This is a genomic window from Devosia indica (assembly GCF_003056405.1).
Taxonomy (GTDB): domain Bacteria; phylum Pseudomonadota; class Alphaproteobacteria; order Rhizobiales; family Devosiaceae; genus Devosia; species Devosia indica.
Map to the genome: position 1 here is coordinate 1 of NZ_PYVZ01000005.1, position 16,496 is coordinate 16,496.

The 16,496-nt window shown below is 61.4% G+C and carries 16 protein-coding genes, 1 tRNA gene and 1 pseudogene; 8 read left to right on the forward strand and 10 right to left on the reverse strand.

Features of this window, described 5'->3' with window-relative positions; translation table 11 throughout:
• Window positions 1-357 precede the first annotated feature (357 nt).
• The gene (locus DDE76_RS06400; RefSeq protein ID WP_104893306.1) at window positions 358-1,266 is read right to left on the reverse strand and encodes a mechanosensitive ion channel family protein; all 909 of its coding nucleotides are present in this window, start codon (window positions 1,264-1,266) and stop codon (window positions 358-360) included.
• A gap of 160 nt (window positions 1,267-1,426) precedes the next feature.
• Between DDE76_RS06400 and DDE76_RS06405 the strand changes: the two genes are divergently transcribed.
• Window positions 1,427-1,885, forward strand: coding sequence for a PAS domain-containing protein (locus DDE76_RS06405; protein WP_104893305.1), 459 nt, complete (start codon window positions 1,427-1,429; stop codon window positions 1,883-1,885).
• Window positions 1,886-2,256: 371 nt separating this feature from the next.
• Entirely contained in the window at window positions 2,257-3,237 is a 981-nt protein-coding gene (locus DDE76_RS06410) for a calcium/sodium antiporter (protein WP_104893304.1), read from the forward strand.
• A 330-nt stretch (window positions 3,238-3,567) separates the two neighbouring features.
• Here the strand turns inward: DDE76_RS06410 and DDE76_RS20120 are convergent, their stop codons facing one another.
• Window positions 3,568-3,978 carry a GGDEF domain-containing protein gene (locus DDE76_RS20120; RefSeq protein WP_104893303.1) on the reverse strand — a complete coding sequence of 137 codons (411 nt, stop codon included), beginning with the start codon at window positions 3,976-3,978 and terminating at the stop codon, window positions 3,568-3,570.
• An 8-nt stretch (window positions 3,979-3,986) separates the two neighbouring features.
• A pseudogene (locus DDE76_RS06420) lies at window positions 3,987-4,247 on the reverse strand (transposase); the annotation flags it as partial.
• 99 nt (window positions 4,248-4,346) lie between these two features.
• Here DDE76_RS06420 and DDE76_RS06425 point away from each other — a divergent pair.
• Window positions 4,347-7,085, forward strand: a complete 2,739-nt coding sequence (locus tag DDE76_RS06425) for an ATP-binding protein (RefSeq protein ID WP_198650857.1) — start codon at window positions 4,347-4,349, stop codon at window positions 7,083-7,085.
• Between the two features lie 91 nt (window positions 7,086-7,176).
• The gene (locus DDE76_RS06430) at window positions 7,177-7,557 is read left to right on the forward strand and encodes a tyrosine-type recombinase/integrase (protein WP_104893301.1); all 381 of its coding nucleotides are present in this window, start codon (window positions 7,177-7,179) and stop codon (window positions 7,555-7,557) included.
• Window position 7,558: 1 nt separating this feature from the next.
• Here DDE76_RS06430 and DDE76_RS06435 read toward each other — a convergent pair.
• The 3 genes from DDE76_RS06435 to DDE76_RS06445 all read right to left on the reverse strand — a co-directional run bounded on the left by DDE76_RS06435 (window position 7,559) and on the right by DDE76_RS06445 (window position 10,693).
• Window positions 7,559-7,635 (reverse strand) — tRNA-Arg (locus DDE76_RS06435).
• 127 nt (window positions 7,636-7,762) lie between these two features.
• Window positions 7,763-9,190 carry a sensor histidine kinase gene (locus DDE76_RS06440; protein WP_104893300.1) on the reverse strand — a complete coding sequence of 476 codons (1,428 nt, stop codon included), beginning with the start codon at window positions 9,188-9,190 and terminating at the stop codon, window positions 7,763-7,765.
• A 69-nt stretch (window positions 9,191-9,259) separates the two neighbouring features.
• On the reverse strand, window positions 9,260-10,693 hold the full coding sequence (locus DDE76_RS06445; protein ID WP_104893299.1) for an FAD-dependent oxidoreductase: 1,434 nt from the start codon (window positions 10,691-10,693) through the stop codon (window positions 9,260-9,262).
• A gap of 224 nt (window positions 10,694-10,917) precedes the next feature.
• Here DDE76_RS06445 and rpmH point away from each other — a divergent pair, with 224 nt between their 5' ends.
• From rpmH to yihA, 4 genes are all read left to right on the forward strand, one after another.
• On the forward strand, window positions 10,918-11,052 hold the full coding sequence (gene rpmH, locus DDE76_RS06450) for a 50S ribosomal protein L34 (RefSeq protein ID WP_035077916.1): 135 nt from the start codon (window positions 10,918-10,920) through the stop codon (window positions 11,050-11,052).
• Window positions 11,053-11,067: 15 nt separating this feature from the next.
• Window positions 11,068-11,475: a ribonuclease P protein component gene (rnpA, locus tag DDE76_RS06455; protein WP_104893298.1), complete on the forward strand. Its 408-nt coding sequence runs from the start codon at window positions 11,068-11,070 to the stop codon at window positions 11,473-11,475.
• The gene (yidC, locus tag DDE76_RS06460; RefSeq protein ID WP_104893297.1) at window positions 11,472-13,310 is read left to right on the forward strand and encodes a membrane protein insertase YidC; all 1,839 of its coding nucleotides are present in this window, start codon (window positions 11,472-11,474) and stop codon (window positions 13,308-13,310) included. Before rnpA ends, yidC begins: the two co-directional genes overlap by 4 nt.
• Window positions 13,311-13,375: 65 nt before the next feature.
• Complete coding sequence (yihA, locus tag DDE76_RS06465) at window positions 13,376-14,020, forward strand: ribosome biogenesis GTP-binding protein YihA/YsxC (RefSeq protein WP_104894909.1); 645 nt, start codon at window positions 13,376-13,378, stop codon at window positions 14,018-14,020.
• A gap of 82 nt (window positions 14,021-14,102) precedes the next feature.
• On the opposite strand, the gene DDE76_RS06470 is transcribed toward yihA, so the two are convergent.
• The 4 genes from DDE76_RS06470 to DDE76_RS06480 all read right to left on the reverse strand — a co-directional run bounded on the left by DDE76_RS06470 (window position 14,103) and on the right by DDE76_RS06480 (window position 16,384).
• Window positions 14,103-14,831 carry a type 1 glutamine amidotransferase gene (locus DDE76_RS06470; RefSeq protein ID WP_104893296.1) on the reverse strand — a complete coding sequence of 243 codons (729 nt, stop codon included), beginning with the start codon at window positions 14,829-14,831 and terminating at the stop codon, window positions 14,103-14,105.
• A 93-nt stretch (window positions 14,832-14,924) separates the two neighbouring features.
• Complete coding sequence (locus tag DDE76_RS19750; RefSeq protein WP_198650858.1) at window positions 14,925-15,095, reverse strand: hypothetical protein; 171 nt, start codon at window positions 15,093-15,095, stop codon at window positions 14,925-14,927.
• Between the two features lie 56 nt (window positions 15,096-15,151).
• On the reverse strand, window positions 15,152-15,640 hold the full coding sequence (gene msrB / locus DDE76_RS06475; RefSeq protein WP_104893295.1) for a peptide-methionine (R)-S-oxide reductase MsrB: 489 nt from the start codon (window positions 15,638-15,640) through the stop codon (window positions 15,152-15,154).
• 180 nt (window positions 15,641-15,820) lie between these two features.
• Window positions 15,821-16,384 carry a fasciclin domain-containing protein gene (locus tag DDE76_RS06480; protein ID WP_104893294.1) on the reverse strand — a complete coding sequence of 188 codons (564 nt, stop codon included), beginning with the start codon at window positions 16,382-16,384 and terminating at the stop codon, window positions 15,821-15,823.
• Between the last annotated feature and the right edge of the window lie 112 nt (window positions 16,385-16,496).

Sequence of the window (16,496 nt, forward strand, 5' to 3'; positions counted from 1 at the left end):
ATCAAGCGCGCCATCGCCGTTGCCGGCGTTGCTTCAACACTCAGGGCGATAACAGGATGAAGGGAGCCTAGGTGCTCCATCGCAAATTACCTGAGCCAACAGCCGCGCGGAGTTCTCACACAGCCTCGGGCGCTTTGCCGATCGGCAAGTGTCAGCCCCATTTCTGCCGTTTGCGGGATAGCAAGACACGCCGACTGTAGCTTAATAAGGCACCGGTTCAGTCGTCCAATCCCTGCAATGCCCCTTCGCAGATCAGCGGAGATGATTGAAACGCGCAGCAGTCGATCAGGCGAGCTTCTTCCTGAACGCCTTGCTTGGTGTCGCCAGCGGAGGAAGTCTGCTGCCTTCGAACATCACCTAAAGAGTGTTCTCAACCCGAGATGAATTGGACTGTTCAGCCTCGGATTCTGCCTGCCGCGCCAGATCGTGCATTCGGCTCATGAGATCGCAGGTAATCTGGCGCTCCAGCGTCTCGGCAGCATTGCTGGGGCAGAACAGGGTGATGGCGACGCGGTACTTTCCGATGTCGGTGGTGCCAAAACGCACAGACACTAGTGCATCTTTGAGGTCGACAGCGCTGCGCCGCTCGATGGAGGCATTGACATGCTCGGCCTGCGCTCGGTGGGGAGCGTAGTGCTGATCGACGGTCGCCTCGATCATGTCTCGGTGCCCGAACACATTCGTGGTCGGCTCGAGCGTCAGCGAAAAACTATGATAGATGAAATCTCGCAAAAGTGAGAAATTGCGCACCGGCGTGTTGAGCAAGATGCTGTTGGGGATCACAACGGTCCGACCGGTGAACTGAAAATATTGGACGTTGCCATCGAATTCATGCAATGCGGTGACGAAGATGTTGTGGTCCACAACCTCGCCTCGCGAATTGCCGATTTCGATCCGATCTCCAATGGAGAAGGATCGGGTCGAGGCACGCAGGAACGACCCTGAAAAACACAGGATAAGTTCCTTGGTCGCCACCACAAGGGCAACTGCAACAGCGGTCAGCGAAAGGGCAAAGGTGCGAAGTTGCGGGGCCCAGATCAGCACCAGGCCAATCACGCCCAGGAGGAACAAGACGTTGCGGATCGTTGCGGACCAGCGACGCTGAATATGCGGACTGGCTTCCGTCTTGCTCCGGAGCAAGCGGGTGGCGACCAAGCGGATCACCACCAAGAGGCCGAGCAGGGCTATCGAGGCCGCGATGTCCAGCAGTGCGAGGCCGTCGAGTGCTGGCAGCGGCAATAAGAAATTGGTCGGGTCAGATCCCATTTATTCCTTCCATCATGAAGTCTGTACCCATATCAACCCAACAGCTTGCAAACCGAGCGGCGCGATCTTCGTGGCATAGTCGGCATACTTGTCCGCCCGCACCTGTGCTATCATAGCGATAGCCAAACATTCGAACCGATTGCATCTGGTCTGCGGAACAATGACGCTCACAAGGCACGCCCTCCCTGGGCCCGAAATTTCCGACGCAAAGCTCGATCCTTCGATCCAAGCTTTGACGTTGTCTGATGTTCGCATGCCTGGTGCACCGCTCGTCTACGTGAACCGCGGCTTTGAAAAAATGACAGGTTATGAACGCAGCGAAGTCATCGGGCAAAATTGTCGCTTTCTTCAAGGGCCAGATACGAGCTCAGACGCCATCGCGCAAATGAGGGCTGCAATCGCCAGTGGCGCCCCCTTGATCGTGGACGTGCTAAACTACCGAAAGAACGGCACTCCATTCTGGAACCGGCTCTCGCTGACGCCGGTCAAGGATCCTATGGGCAGAGCAACGCACTATATCGGCATCCAGAGTGACATTACACGAATGCGTTTCTTGCAAGAGCGTCTTCAGTTGATTGCACTTGACCTTGCGGCCACAGAAAAACACGAGCTCGACTGAGCCCCAATTTCGGAATTCGGCACGCGGTATCACCCTTTACCATAAAGGCCGTGCGGTCGATTCCCTGGACAGAGCCTTGGAATGGACTGGGATGCGTCCGGCGATATCGTGGTGGCCAGCTGGGCGTTCGGCTGCGGAAATGCGGTGAAAACTTCACGCGCAATCCTAAACCCGTTCTGCAAGGCCACATTGAGAGGATCTGCCGGTCGACTTGGCGAAATTTGCATGCCAAGTTTTTGCAGTATGCTTGATGTTCAACATACGCGATCCGGCCGTCGCGGAAAGCTCCTGCAGCAGGAAGCCCCAGTTTCGCCGACGCCGCGAGTTTGGCGACACGTTCCAAACGCTCAAATACAGGAGCACGAAATTTGATGGAGATCTGGGTACCGCTCTTTGGAGGGCTTGTCCTTTTGATCTTGGGCGGCGAACTGCTTGTGCGTGGCGCCGTGCAGGTTGCGACCCGTCTTGGTGTGTCGCCGCTAGTGATTGGACTGACCCTTGTCGGTTTTGGCACCTCTGCTCCGGAACTGGTCACCTCAGTGCAAGCAGCGCTCGCAAATGCGCCAGGCATCGCCTATGGCAACATCGTAGGTTCAAATATCGCAAATACGCTGCTGATCGCAGGTGTTGCAGCCACAATAAGCCCGATGATTATTGCCTCAACGGCGCTGAAACGCGATGGCGTTGTCATGCTTGCCGTCGTGACAGCCTTTGCCGCGATCGCATTTATTGTGCCGCTTGGCCGGGGCATTGGCGTCGTCTTTGTCGGTGCGCTTGTCGCCTATGTCTATCTTGCGTTCCGGCAAGAGCAATCATCAGCTCCCGATGGCCATGGGGCAATCTATGACAAGAGCCTCGCGCTACAAGAGACCGATACTGGCGTTGTACCGCCAGCGAAGATGGGCGGCTCCCTCCTCGTCTCAGGGCTGATCGCTTTGGGCGGTCTTGTCCTGGTCATTCTCGGCGGGCGGTTTCTCGTTGATGGGGCGGTATCACTGGCGCGCGGTTTAGGCATTGCGGAGACAGTCATTGGGTTGACCATTGTCGCGGTTGGCACGTCCATGCCCGAACTTGTAACCTCGGTTGTTGCCGGCCTCCGCAAGCAGGGCGATGTAGCGTTCGGAAACATCATAGGCTCGAACATCTATAACATCCTCGGCATCGGTGGCGTTACAGCCCTGATTGCACCTGGCGCAGTCCCCGCTGAGATTGTCGGCTTCGACAATCTCGTCATGGTCGGTGTATCTCTGGTGCTCGTACTCTTCGCGTGGACCGGACTGCGGATCGGCCGCAGGGAAGGGGCAGTTCTACTTGCCGGATACGTTGCCTATATCTATTTCGTCTGGCCGTAGGCTCTGGCTCCTATCTTCGCAGCATCGGCAGCCGAAGAGCGGCGACAAAGTATGAATCCTAGTCTGGCGGTCGCGCACATCGTGACAAAGGTTGTCTTCGCACGCAATTCAGCAGCGGCCAAACCACCTGACCTCTGATGGTCGCGCCCAGGCTTGGCACGCGCGCCGTCACGCTGTGGCACTCAACCTATGACCATATCTATTGGCGTGCAGACCGTGTCCTTGCTGACGGTAAGGGCAACGGGCGCATCTATGGTCGCGTATGCCTCATAGTGCGGGCCGCATCTTGCGGGCCAGGGGCAGTCCACCGCGGTTCGATTGGCGATTGGATCATGCGATGACGGCTGGCGCCGGGAGTAAGGTCGAAGCCCGGACCCGATTGCGTCCTTCATCCTTGGAGCGATAGAGCGCACGGTCAGCGCGTCCCATAGCATCATCTGGATTGTGATCGCCCTTTCGTAGAGCCGTCACACCGATGCTTGCAGTCAGGTTGATCGTTCCAGTTTCTACGTCCAGTGTAGATGAGGCGATCAGTGCGCGCAAACGCTCCGCGACCATGATGGCACCCCACTCATCAGTGCTGGGTAAAAGGACTGCGAACTCCTCCCCGCCAATCCGCGCTAACAGATCACGACGACGGATAGCGCACCTAAATTGCCCTGCAACGTGGCGAAGGGCTTCGTCGCCGGCCGCGTGTCCGTGTGTGTCGTTGATGGCTTTGAAGTGATCTAGGTCGACGATAAATAGACAGCCTCGCGCTCAAGCTTCCGGCTCGACGTCAGCTGATGCAGGTAGCCATAGACATAGAGCTTGAGCATCGTGCTGGGCGCGTAGCCGGGTCTGCCGGTCGATGCCGGCTGCACGCGGGCAAAGCCGAGTTCGGCCAGCTCGAGTTCATCCACGAAGGCGTCAATGATGCGGACCGGGTTGTCAGCATCCACATAGTCTTCCAGACACGCCGGCAAAAAGCTCGCCTGGTCACGGTCTGCAACTTCAACGAAACGTCCCATGCGGCACCTCCGAAGCAGTGCTAAATCATAGCATCATCGGGAGTTTTCACACAGCCTCCACCCCAAAGCTGACAGACCGCTTCCGGCCAAATCTGGTGCGTGGTTCGACATCGAAAGGTTCCTGACGGCCAGGCGTTCGACGAGTATGCCGCCAAACTCTCGCGCGACCTGCGGGACGAATGGACCAAGATCCACGGCCGTTTCGTCGACCTGCCGGTCAATGTCGGGGCCGAGGAGCAGATCGCGATCCTATCGCGGGCGGTCAACGGTTCGCCGTCGGATGATTCTCACACCTCGGCGGCTACTGCGGTGGCCGCTTCGATCTCTTCCGGGCGCCCCGAGTTCGTGAAGTCCCTGGCCGATCTTCTGGCCGGGTGCTGGCCGCTTCACTCCGCCACCGCGGCGCTTCTCGGTCCGATTTCCCGGCGCCGGTTCGGACAGAACCAGCGCAGTATCTTCGGCTTCCTCAACTCGGCCGAACCGTTCGGCTTCCGCGAATTCCTGCGCACCGCATCCGAGGGGATGTTCACGCCCGATCGGCTGTGGGACTACCTCCGCGTGAACCTCGAGCCGGCGATCCTGTCCTCTCCCGACGGGCACCGCTGGGCGGTGGCTGCCGAGGGGATAGACCGGTGTGCCGCCATGGGCGGGGACGAGCTGCACCTGAGGCTCCTCAAGACCATTGCGGTGATCGACCTTTTCAGGGAGCGGTCGGGGCTCGTCGCTTCCGAGGCCGTGATCGGTTCGTGCTTCCCCGGCACCGACCTGGCCGATGCCATGCGCCAGCTGGTGCAATGGTCGATCATCGTCTTCAAGAAGTTCATCGGCGCCTATGCCGTTTACGCCGGCAGCGACTTCGACATCGAGGCGGCCATCGAGCAGGAGGTCGCGGAGCGGCCGTCCCTCGATATGGCGCTGGTGCGGTCGCTTTCCGGCCTGCAGCCGGTGCTCTGCAAGAGCCACTACCACAGGACCGGCGCCCTGCGCTGGTTCGACATGGACATCGTGTTGTCGAGCGGGATCGAGAAGCACCTCGAAACCTACAGGCCGGCCGAAGGTACCATCGGGCAGTTCGTCCTCGTCGTCACGGACGGCGGAGAAACGACTTCCGCTCTCGGCAGGAAGCTGAGGGGGCTCGGCCGCAACGACGCCGAGTGGGACATGGTCTTCGGTGTCGCCGACAACACCGACTATCTGCTGAACCTTGCCCGCGAGGTGCAGGCACTCGGTCGTGTACGTGCCCATCCCGACCTACAGGGCGATCCGGTGGCCCGTCGCGAGGTTTCCGCCCGCCTTGCCGGCGCCCAGGGCATGTTCGAAACCGAGGTCAATCGCGCCTTCGAGCGGGTGACCTGGTATTCGGGTAAACACCCGCCCGAGGTCCGGCCGCTCCGGCAGGTCAGCCGGATGGCATCCGAATTCGCGGACGCCAGATACGTCGAGACGCCGTTGCTCCACAACGAATTGCTGAACCGCATCAAGCCGTCCAGCAACGCCGTGGCGGCGCAGAACGTGCTCCTCAAGCGCATGGTGTCCGACGGTCACCGCGAAAAACTTGGCATCGAGGGCTACCCCGCCGAGGGCGGTCTCTACCTGTCCCTGCTCGCCAAGACCGGCCTGCACGTCAAGGTCGACGGGACATACGGCTTCCATGACCCGCGAGCTTCGCGGAAGGATCCGGCCAGGCTGGGTCCGCTGTGGAACGCGGCAGAGAAATACCTCAAGGCGAACCATCAGCGCTCCGTGCCCCTTTCGGAGATCTACGACCTCTGGGCGGCCAAGCCGTTCGGCGTCAAACGCGGCGTGATGCCGGTCCTGGCGATAGCCTTCATGATGACCGCCCGGGCGTCGCTGGCCTTTTACCGGACCAGCATCTTCCAGCCCTTCGTGCGCGATATAGACATCGACTACCTCGTCAAGGATTCCTCCACGATCCAGCTGCGGTGGATGGACCTCAAGGAGGATGCTCGCGAGCTCCTCTCCGGGCTCGCCGGTGTCGTGCGGGACATCGACCGGCAGAACGCCCTGATGAACCTCGAGCCGATCGATGTCGGTCGCGGGCTCGTGGCCATCTACGACCGCCTGCCGCCTTGGACCAAGCGCACCCAGCGTCTGTCGTCGTACGCGGCGGCGGTCCGGGGCGTATTCAAAAAGGCCTCGGATCCGAACGCACTGATCTTCAACGACCTGCCGGGGCTGTTCGCTGTCGAAGGCAAGACCGACAGCGATGCCGTCATCGCCAATGTGCGCGAAGGGTTGGAAGAGCTCGTCTCCGCCCATCCCGACATGCTGCACCGGCTGCGCTCCAACCTGCTGGCCGAGTTGCAGGTGCCGAATGCCTCCCCTAATGCGATCGCCGATCTCAGGTCCAGGGCGGAGAACATCCGGGACCTCGCCGGCGACTTCCAGTTGGAAGCGTTCGTCGGCCGTATCGCCACGCTGCAGGGCACCGACGAGGATATCGAAGGCCTGGCGAGCCTGGCGGCGAACCGGCCGATGCGGGACTGGTCGGATGCGGATATCGACCGCGCGGCGGTGGGTCTGGCGGACCTGGCGCGCAGGTTCAACAAGGCCGAGGCCTTCGCTCATGTCAAGGGCCGTAAGGACAAGCGCGAGGCGATGGCATTCGTGGTCAATGTCGCGGGGCGGTCGGCGCCCGTTATGGAAGAGTTCGACGTCGGCGAGGCGGAAGGTGAAGTCGTCGACCGCCTCGTCGACACGCTTGCCTCGCAGCTTGCCGGCTCAGACCGCAAGCTCATCCTTGCGGCCATCACCCGGTACGGCGCAAGGCTCGTCACCGAGCGCGAGGCGGAAACGGACAGAAAGGCGGTCAGCTGATGGCGGAACGGCATGTGCTTGGTTTGTCCGGCGGGCGGGACAGTGCCGCCTTGGCCGTCTATATGTCCCGTGCACGCCTGCACTCAAAGACATGCTGGATCGTATGGACCGCAACGCGGCGGTAATCATGTCGACCAAGACAGGCCGAGCCTGGCAGAAGCGCTACTTCGCCGAGCAGTGGGATGAAGCGAGCAAGGCCGCTGGTATTACAGACCTGCATTTCCACGACCTCCGTGGCACCGCTGTGACCATGCTCGCTGAGGCCGGGTGCAGCGTGCCTGAGATTGCCTCCATTACCGGTCACTCCCTAAAGTCTGTGCACACGATACTCGAGAAATACATGTCGAGGACACGGGCGCTGGCGAAGTCAGCGATGACCAAGTTTGAGAACGCAAGCAGCACAGATTTTGCAAACCGGCTGCAAACCGTCGACCGCACTGAAGCGAGAAGAGCCACTAAGCTATTGAAATAATTGGCGCGCCCGAAGAGATTCGAACTCCTGACCCCCAGATTCGTAGTCTGGTGCTCTATCCAGCTGAGCTACGGGCGCGCAAACCGACATGTGCGGTAGGCTTATTGGATCGGTGCGTCTGGCGCTTCCGATCAAAGCGGGGCAACCCATACATGGGTGTTCTGGCCATTGCAAGCGGGGCGGTGACGATTTTCGTGGGAAGATATCAGCCTTCCTTGCGACGGACCGGCAGGGTGATGTCGAAGCGGGTCCCCTGCCCTTCGTCCACATGCGCCAGAACCCCGCCATGCGCTTCGGTAATCTCCCGGGCGATGGCCAGTCCCAGCCCGGTACCGCCAGAGCGGGCCGAGCCTTCAAAGGCCACGAACAGGTTTTCCCGCGCGCGCGGTGGCAGGCCCGGGCCATTGTCGCGCAGCGTTATGACCGTGCGGTCGGGATCGGCACTGGCGCGCGCCTCGATGCGAAAATCCTGGGCTTCGCCCGGCACGGCTTCCAGGGCCTCGCGCGCGTTCTTGAGCAGATTGACCAGCACCCGCCCCATCTGCCCCGCATCTACCTCAACCATCAACGAGGCATCCACGCCATTATCGAACGCGATCAGCGGATTGCCGGCGACGCGGGCGTCAAAGGCAGCATCATCCACCAGCGTGCGCAGATTGACCGGCGAGAATTGCGGTACAGTGGATGTTTCCCGGCCATAGTCGAGCACCGCCTGGGCAAAGCCGATCGCCTTGTCCAGCGTGGTCACCAGCCGTGGCGCCAGCCGCTGCACCTTGGGGTCATCCAGCGTCGCCACCTGGTCGGACAGCAATTGCGCCGAGCTCAGCGTGTTGCGCAGATCGTGATTGATCTTGGCCACCGCCAGCCCCAGATCAGCCAGATGCCGCCTTTGCCGCAACATGGAAAACAACTCCGTTTCCATATCGGCCAGCTCGCGCTCGAGAATGCCGATTTCGTCAGACCGGCTGGACGGGATCAGGATCAGGGCGGCATTTTCGGGCGCCTTGCGAAAGGCCAGCATATTGCCAGTCACCCGCAGCACCGGATCAATGAACAGGCGGCTGACCAACACATAGAGCACAAAGGCCGTCACCGCAGCGATGCCGAACGAGACCAGCGCAAAACTGCGCGAATAGTCGATCATGTCCCGCCGCAACGGCGTTTCGGGCATCAGCAACTCCACCAGGCTTTCATTGAGATCGCCCTCGCCCACCACCCGCAGCGTGCGTCCGGGCGGCGCAACCAGCGTATCGAGTGCGCCCCAGACCCTGCTGGGCAGGTCGCCCTGCCGCAGATCGGCGGTCACCACCGTGTCCGGCATCACCGGATTGGTCAATTCAATGAGCTGGCTCTGTCCGTCGCGCCGATAGACAATGGCATGGGCGCCGGCCGAATTGAGCAATCGGTCGGTCAGGTCGCGCGGCAGTGCCATCACGTCGGGTACCGCGTCCAGCACGCGGGCGGCCACCACCCCGACCTGCAGGCGGTCTTCCAGCCAGGTGGTTCGAAAACTCGCGACTGAGGGCAGAAAGATGACGATTTCGACCAGCAGGATCACCCCGATGATCGTGGCGATCAGCTTGCTTGAAAGCCCCGGAAACCGGCCGGCCATGGCATTGGGCTGGTCCTTCATCCTTGCAATCCTGCCAATCCCTCTCAGGCCCCCATTGGTCGCCGCTGCACAGCTTTGCCCGCGCGCAGCTTAAATACGGAGCCGCCGCCGCACCGCGCCGAGACGCCTTGCAAAGGAAGATACGGTTTCAGCCCCCCTATGGTTTTCACCCAAAGCAGCCAGAATGGCCAGCAGGCTTGGATGGGGCAGGCTGAGCTCGGCCAATTGCCCCAGCGCAATGCCTTTTTCCATTGCCAGCGCCAGCACGCCGGCCAGTTCGCCGGCTTCCGGCCCCACCAGGCTCGCCGCCAGTACCTGTCCCTTGGGATTAACCAGGACCTTGGCCAGCCCCCTGTCCTGACCGTGTGCGCGCGCCTTGCCGTTTTCGCTGAACCCGCTGCGCAAAATCACATGTCCCGCCGCCAGTGGCTTGGAGTCGGCTGGCCAGCGGCCAATCTGGGCCAGGCCAGGCTCGGTCTGCACCAATTGGGGCTGCTGGGTCGGCTGATGCCGCGGCGCCCCCAGCACCAGCGCCTCGATTACCGCCCGGCCATGGCTGAGCGCGTGATGCCATTGCCCGATACCCGCGCCGGCACCGACCACCCGGATCCGGCGATTGCTTGTCTGCCCCAGTGCACCAAGGGCAAATTGCCGCGCCTTGCCACGCAGTGGGCGCAGGCGCGCTGCCTCCAGCCCTATATCGTCAAGGCTGGCCAGCGTGCCGGCACAGACCAGCACATGCGATATGTCGAGTGCCTCGCTTGCCCCATCGGGTAGCGTGATCGTGGCACCAATGCCCTGCGACCGGGGCTGGATCGCATCGACCATGCCCCCATCGATGACCCGCACGCCCTCTTCGCCCAGGCATTGCAACACAATGCTGGCAGCCTCGATATCGAAGCCGGGCAGTGCCGCACCCTGTGGCACCAGCGTTACATCCGATCCCAGCCGCGCAAAGGCCTGTGCCAGAGCTAGACCTTCCGGATCGGAGCCAATCACCAGCAGATGGGTGAGCTTGCGGCTGTTCTCGAGAAGACTGTCGGGCGTGAAATAACCGGCTTCCTCAAGCCCTGGAATCTCCGGCAATATCGCAGCGCCGCCAACCGCCAGCACGATCACCTGCGGGCGCACCTGCACGTCGCCCACCGCAAGTGTCATGGCATCGACAAAGCGGGTTTCGCCCCGGAGCACCGATATGCCCAGCCCCGTCAATCGCTCGCGACTATCGAGCGGGGCCTGTTCGGCGGCCAGGCTTTGTGCCCGTTCCTGCACCGCGCGCATGCTGATCTTGGGTTCTATCCCGGCCAGGCCCAACTGACCGGCGTTGCGCATGGCCTGGGCCCGCGACGCGCTGGCCACCATTGAGGCGACCTGCACGGCCCGCTGCGGCCCGTCGCCGGGTTCGGCGTGTCCTCTGTCAACAAGCATGACGTGAGCGCCAAGGCGCCGGGCATGCTGGGCCAGCGCGATTCCGAGCGCGCCTGCGCCCACGATGCAAAGCTCGGGTCGAGTAATCTCAGCCATGTCCGCCACAGGCCAGAACCATTGCCGCTCTTATGCGGGGGAAAGCGCGGCTTGACAACAGGGCCACTCTGGCTGTTCCGCGTGCCAATGCGCGTTGACTTAGGCATGTCTTTTCCCTATAGACCCCACCAACGCGAAGGCGGCGCGCATGCCCGCCTCAGGGATTATTCTGCTTTCAAGCAGCACCAAAGAAGAGGAACCGTGCGACAGCGCGGTCTGATGTTATGAAGCGTACATACCAGCCTTCCAAGCTCGTGCGTGCCCGTCGTCACGGTTTCCGTGCCCGTATGGCGACCAAGGACGGCCGCGCGATTCTCAATCGCCGCCGCCGTGACGGCCGCAAGAAGCTCTCGGCCTAAGGGATTTGTGGCCGGATGACGGCCGAACAGTCCACGCGCCAAGCGACATTGCGCCGCCTCAGGCGGCGCGCGCAGTTCTTAAACGCCGCCCGGGGCAATCGCGCCGGGCGTTCTGCGTTTGGATTGCAGGTCGTGCCCAGCCCGGAGCCCGATCCCGGCATCGGCTTTACCGTCACCAAAAAAGTCGGCAATTCGCCTCAGCGCAACCGCATAAAGCGGCGTCTTCGCGCTGCTGCGGCAGCATGCGCGCGTGACTTTATGCCCGGACATGACTATGTCCTTCTGGCGCGGCGCGAGGCCATCAGCCAGCCTTTCACCAAGCTTGTCGCCGATCTCGGCGGCCTCATCGCTCGTGTGCATGACACAAAACTGAGCGACAATCGCAAATCACCCGGCCGCGGCCAACGGAACCCGAGACCATGAATTCTGACAATCGCAATGTGATCCTTGCCGTCGTGCTCAGCATGATCGTGCTGTTCGGCTGGCAGTTTTTCATTGCCGGTCCGCAACTCGAACAGGCCCAGCGCCAGGCCGAAATCGCCGCCGCCCAGCAAGCCGAGTCCGAACAGCTTGCCGTGCCCAGCACCAATGCAGACGGCTCCGCCGCCGCACCCGCAGCCACCCCCGGCGCACCACAGGTGTTCGCCGACCGCCAGACAGCCATCGCTGCCACCGACCGCATTGAGATTGCGACCGCTGATCTGGAAGGCTCGATCAACCTGACCGGCGCACGCATCGACGATCTTGAACTCAAGCAATACCGTGAGACGGTCGATCCCGATTCTCCGATCATTGCCCTGCTCAAGCCCGCCGGCCTGCCCGACGCCTATTTCGTCGAACAGGGCTGGGCCGCAGCCGCCGGCTCCAACGTCTCGCTGCCCACCAGCCAGTCGGTCTGGACCCTTGAAGGCGACAACGCCACGCTGACCGCCGATACGCCGGTTACCCTGCGTTTCGACAATGGGCAGGGCCTGGTTTTCCACCGCACCTTTGCCGTGGACGATTTCTATCTCTTTACGGTCACCCAGACCGTTGAAAACACCGGCGCGGGTGATGTGGCCCTGTTCCCCTATTCGCGCGTTGTCCGCCACGGCAATCCGCAGGTGCAGAACTTCTTCATCCAGCACGAAGGCCCGATCGGCGTGCTCGGCTCGAACAATTATGTCGCCCGCAAATATGGTGACCTGCAGAACGAGCAGCAGGTCGACTTCTCCTCGACCACCGGCTGGCTCGGCATTGCCGACAAATATTGGGCCACCGCCGTGCTGCCCAAGCCGGACACCACCATCAATGCCCGCTTCGCCTACACCCAGTCGGGCGGGACCAATGTGTTCCAGACCAATTACGTCGAGACCCAGCCCGTCATGGTGCCGGCCGGCGCTACGGTCAGCCATGAGGCCTATGTCTTTGCCGGCGCCAAGGAAGACCGCGTCATCGCCTCCTATCAGGAAGGCTACGGCTTCGACCGCCTTGAACTGCTGATCGACTGGGGCTGGTTCCACTTCCTGACCAAGCCGATGCACTGGTTGCTGGTCACGCTCTACGGCATTCTGGGCAATTTCGGCCTGGCCGTCCTTGCCGTGACCGTCATCGTCAAGGCCATCTTCTTCCCGCTGGCCAACCGCTCCTACGCCTCCATGGCCGCCATGCGCCGCGTGCAGCCGGAAATGAAGGCCATCCAGGAACGTCTCAAGGACGACCGCGCTGCCCAGCAGCAGGCGATGATGGAGCTCTACAAGAAAGAGAAGATCAATCCGCTCTCGGGTTGCTGGCCAATTCTCATTCAGATCCCGGTCTTCTTTGCGCTCTATACAGTCATCTTCATCTCGCTCGAAATGCGCCATGCGCCGTTCTTCGGCTGGATTCAGGATCTGGCGGCGCCCGATCCGACCAATATCTTCACCCTGTTCGGCCTGATCCCCTGGGATCCGACCGCGCTGCCGCTCCTGGGGTCCTTCCTGCATCTGGGCATCTGGCCGGTCATCATGGGTATTTCCATGTGGGTGCAGATGCGCCTCAACCCGCCACCGCCCGATCCGACCCAGGCCATGATCTTCAACTGGATGCCGGTGATCTTCACCTTCATGCTGGGCACCTTCCCGGCAGGTCTTGTGATCTACTGGGCCTGGAACAACACGCTCTCGATTGCCCAGCAATGGTTCATCATGAAGCGGCACGGTGTCGAGGTGAACCTGTTCGGCAACATCATGGACAGCTTCCGCCGCAAACCAAAGCCGGCCGAGCCAACCAAGAGCTGAGCCGTATTGAACGAATGAATGGGCCCGCCGCTTCGCCGGCGGGCTTCTCCTATCTGGGGTCACATATGACGCAACCCGACTATTCTCCCGACACCATTGAGCGCGGCCGCCTGCTGTTTGCCCGGCCCTTCCTGTTCGTGAAGGGTTGCGTGAAACTGGCCGACCTGCCGCCTATGGACCGGCTCGAAATCGCCTTTGCCGGCCGCTCCAATGTCGGCAAGTCCAGCCTGATAAACGCCCTGTGCGGCACTTCAGGCCTGGCCCGCACCTCCAACACGCCAGGGCGCACCCAGGAGCTCAACATCTTCGAGAGCCAGAGTGAAAATCTGCGCATCGTCGACATGCCCGGCTATGGCTATGCCAAGGCGCCCGAGCCCAAGGTCAGGGCCTGGACGGCTCTGATCCACCAATACCTCACCGGCCGCGCCACCCTGCGCCGTGTCTATGTCCTGATCGACAGCCGCCACGGCGCCAAGGACAACGACATCTCGGTGATGAACGAGCTCGACCGCGCAGCGGTCAGCTATCAGGTGGTGATGACCAAGGTCGACAAGCCCTCGGCCACCGATCTCGAGAGCGCCGTCGCTAAGACCCGCGCCGCCATCGCCAAGCGCCCCGCCGCCCACCCGGACATCATCCAGACCTCGTCCGAAAAAGGCACCGGCCTCAATCAGTTGCGCACCGAGATCGCATTGCTGCTGGAGAGCTGATCCGCCCCAAAAGAGAAAGGGCGCTCAGGGCGCCCTTTTCTATGGGTTGATTGGTCCGCCCTCATGCCGTGCCCTGCCATGTTCACCCCGCCTGGTGGCGGGTGCCAGCATCCTGCATGAACTGCGCAATATACTCGCGCAGACGGGCGCTGTCAGAGGCGCTTGAAAACGATCCCAAAGCCTCCTCGATCACCTCGTCTGTTGCCTTGCCGCGGCGCAGTTCTGTCAGCGCCGTGCCATAGCTGTCATCGAATTCGGGATGCGGCTGAAAACTCAGGGCCTGGCCGGTGCGATACAACAGACCCGCATTGGGAGTGAAGTCCGACGCCAGGATCACCTCGGCCTCATCGGGCGGGACGATCACCTGGTCCTGGTGCGAACACACAACCGATAAGGTGTCAGGCGCCAAATCCATGAAATCCGGGCGCCTGGTCACCCGATAATGGTGCCGCCCCAGCCCCCAGCCTTTCTCCGACTTGCGCACATCCCCGCCAAGCGCATCGGCCATCACCTGGTGCCCAAAGCAGATCCCCAGCATCGGGGTCTGCGCCGCATAAACCTGGCGGATGAAGTCGCGCAAGGGATCGAGCCAGGCATGGTCTTCATAAACGCCGGCTGAGGAACCGGTTATGGCGATGCCCTCCAGCCCCACCGGGTCAGGCAGCGGCTCGCCCTCAAGCACTTTGACCGCGTCATAGTCAAAACGCCGCCCGGTCGACGCGAACATCTCACGGAACATGGCAGAATAGGGAGCAAACTTGCCCTGGAGCGGCTCGGGAACCTTGCCGACTTCGATAATGGTGATCTTCATGGCCAACCGCCTGCGTGTACAACGATTGACATATCGGAGTCGCGCAGGCCCGATCAAGCACGGGTCTGCGCGAAGCAGCAATGCAACTGAAAACTAGTTGGTGCCGTCATTGGGTCGCGATTTGCGCCCACCCTCACGACGATCTTCCTTGGTCTTGGCATCCCCCGCGGCCTGGCCGAAATGGGTGCCGCCCAGATGGCCGCCTGTACTCACCTTGTCCAGCTTGGGATCGACATTGGTTTCGGCATGCTTGTCATCGGTCATTGTTGACCCTCCTTTCGAAGAGGCCAATGAACGACACCAATGATCGTTCCGTCACATCACGCCGCTGGCTCGAACCGCAATGACAATCCGTTGATGCAGTAGCGCAGACCGGTGGGCGGCGGACCATCCTCGAACACATGCCCCTGGTGACCGCCACAATTGGAGCAGTGCACCTCGATCCGGGTCATGAATAGCGAATTGTCTTCCTTGGTCCCGATCGAGCCGGGAATGAAATCCCAGAAGCTTGGCCAGCCGGTCCGGCTGTCATACTTCTTCTCGGATTCGAAAAGTGCCTGGTCACAGCCCGCACAATGGAAAGTGCCAGCCCGTTTTTCCTCATTCAGCGGCGACGTGTAGGGGCGCTCGGTATCTTCATGCCGCAACACCTGATAGGCGGCGGGCGACAGCCGCGCTTGCCATTCTTCATCGCTCAGAGTGAAGGGAAAATCCCCCTCCACCGCATTGGCCGTTCGCCCCAGCCCCAGGGCGGCGCCAAGCGCCAGCAGCGAACCGGAAAACAGTATCGAGCGTCGATCAAGGGTCATGGCAACCTCCTCAAATCGGCAATGCCCGGCAGATTGCCGGGCAGCACCAAGTCAACAAGAACGTGACCACATGCGCCCACGGGCGTCCACCAGGGTCACGTCAAGGTGAGGCTCCGCATATCGGGACGGGCGCATGCGGAGCCTCGGTTCCTGCACTATTCGTTGGCGTGCAGGGTTAGGTTACATCGCGGGGAGCAGAACCGCGTCGATGACGTGGATCACGCCATTGGACTGGTCCACATCGGCGATGGTCACAGTAGCCATGCCGCCATTGGCGTCGGTGATCTTGACCATGTCGCCGTCGAGGCTGAAGGTCAGTTCGCCGCCCTGCACGGTGGCAGCGCTATACTCACCGCCATTATCGTTGATCAGCTGCACCAGATCACCCGAGTGAATGTCACCGGCAATCACGTGATAGGTCAGAACGGCAGTGAGCTGGTCCTTGGCTTCGGGTGCCAGCAGGCCTTCGACAGTGCCTTCCGGCAGAGCTTCAAAGGCGGCGTTGACCGGAGCAAACACGGTGAACGGACCTTCGCTCGACAGAGTCTCGACCAGGTCGGCAGCCTGGACGGCGGCAACCAGCGTGGTGTGGTCAGCCGAGTTCACGGCGTTCTCCACGATATTGTTGGTGGCAGGCATGGCAGCGCCGCCGACCATCGGGTTTTCCTGGGCGATAGCGCCACCGGCAACCGAACCGAATGCCAGAACGGCAGCGACAGACAGAGCACGAAGAGAAAGAGTCATTGTGTAGTTCCTTCCTGTTTAATTCTGTTCCCATTCATCTCGATGGGACGCAGGAAGTTACGGGCCCTCGTCCTACCCAGTTTCGCTTGCTTCAAAAAAAACGAAAAAATCT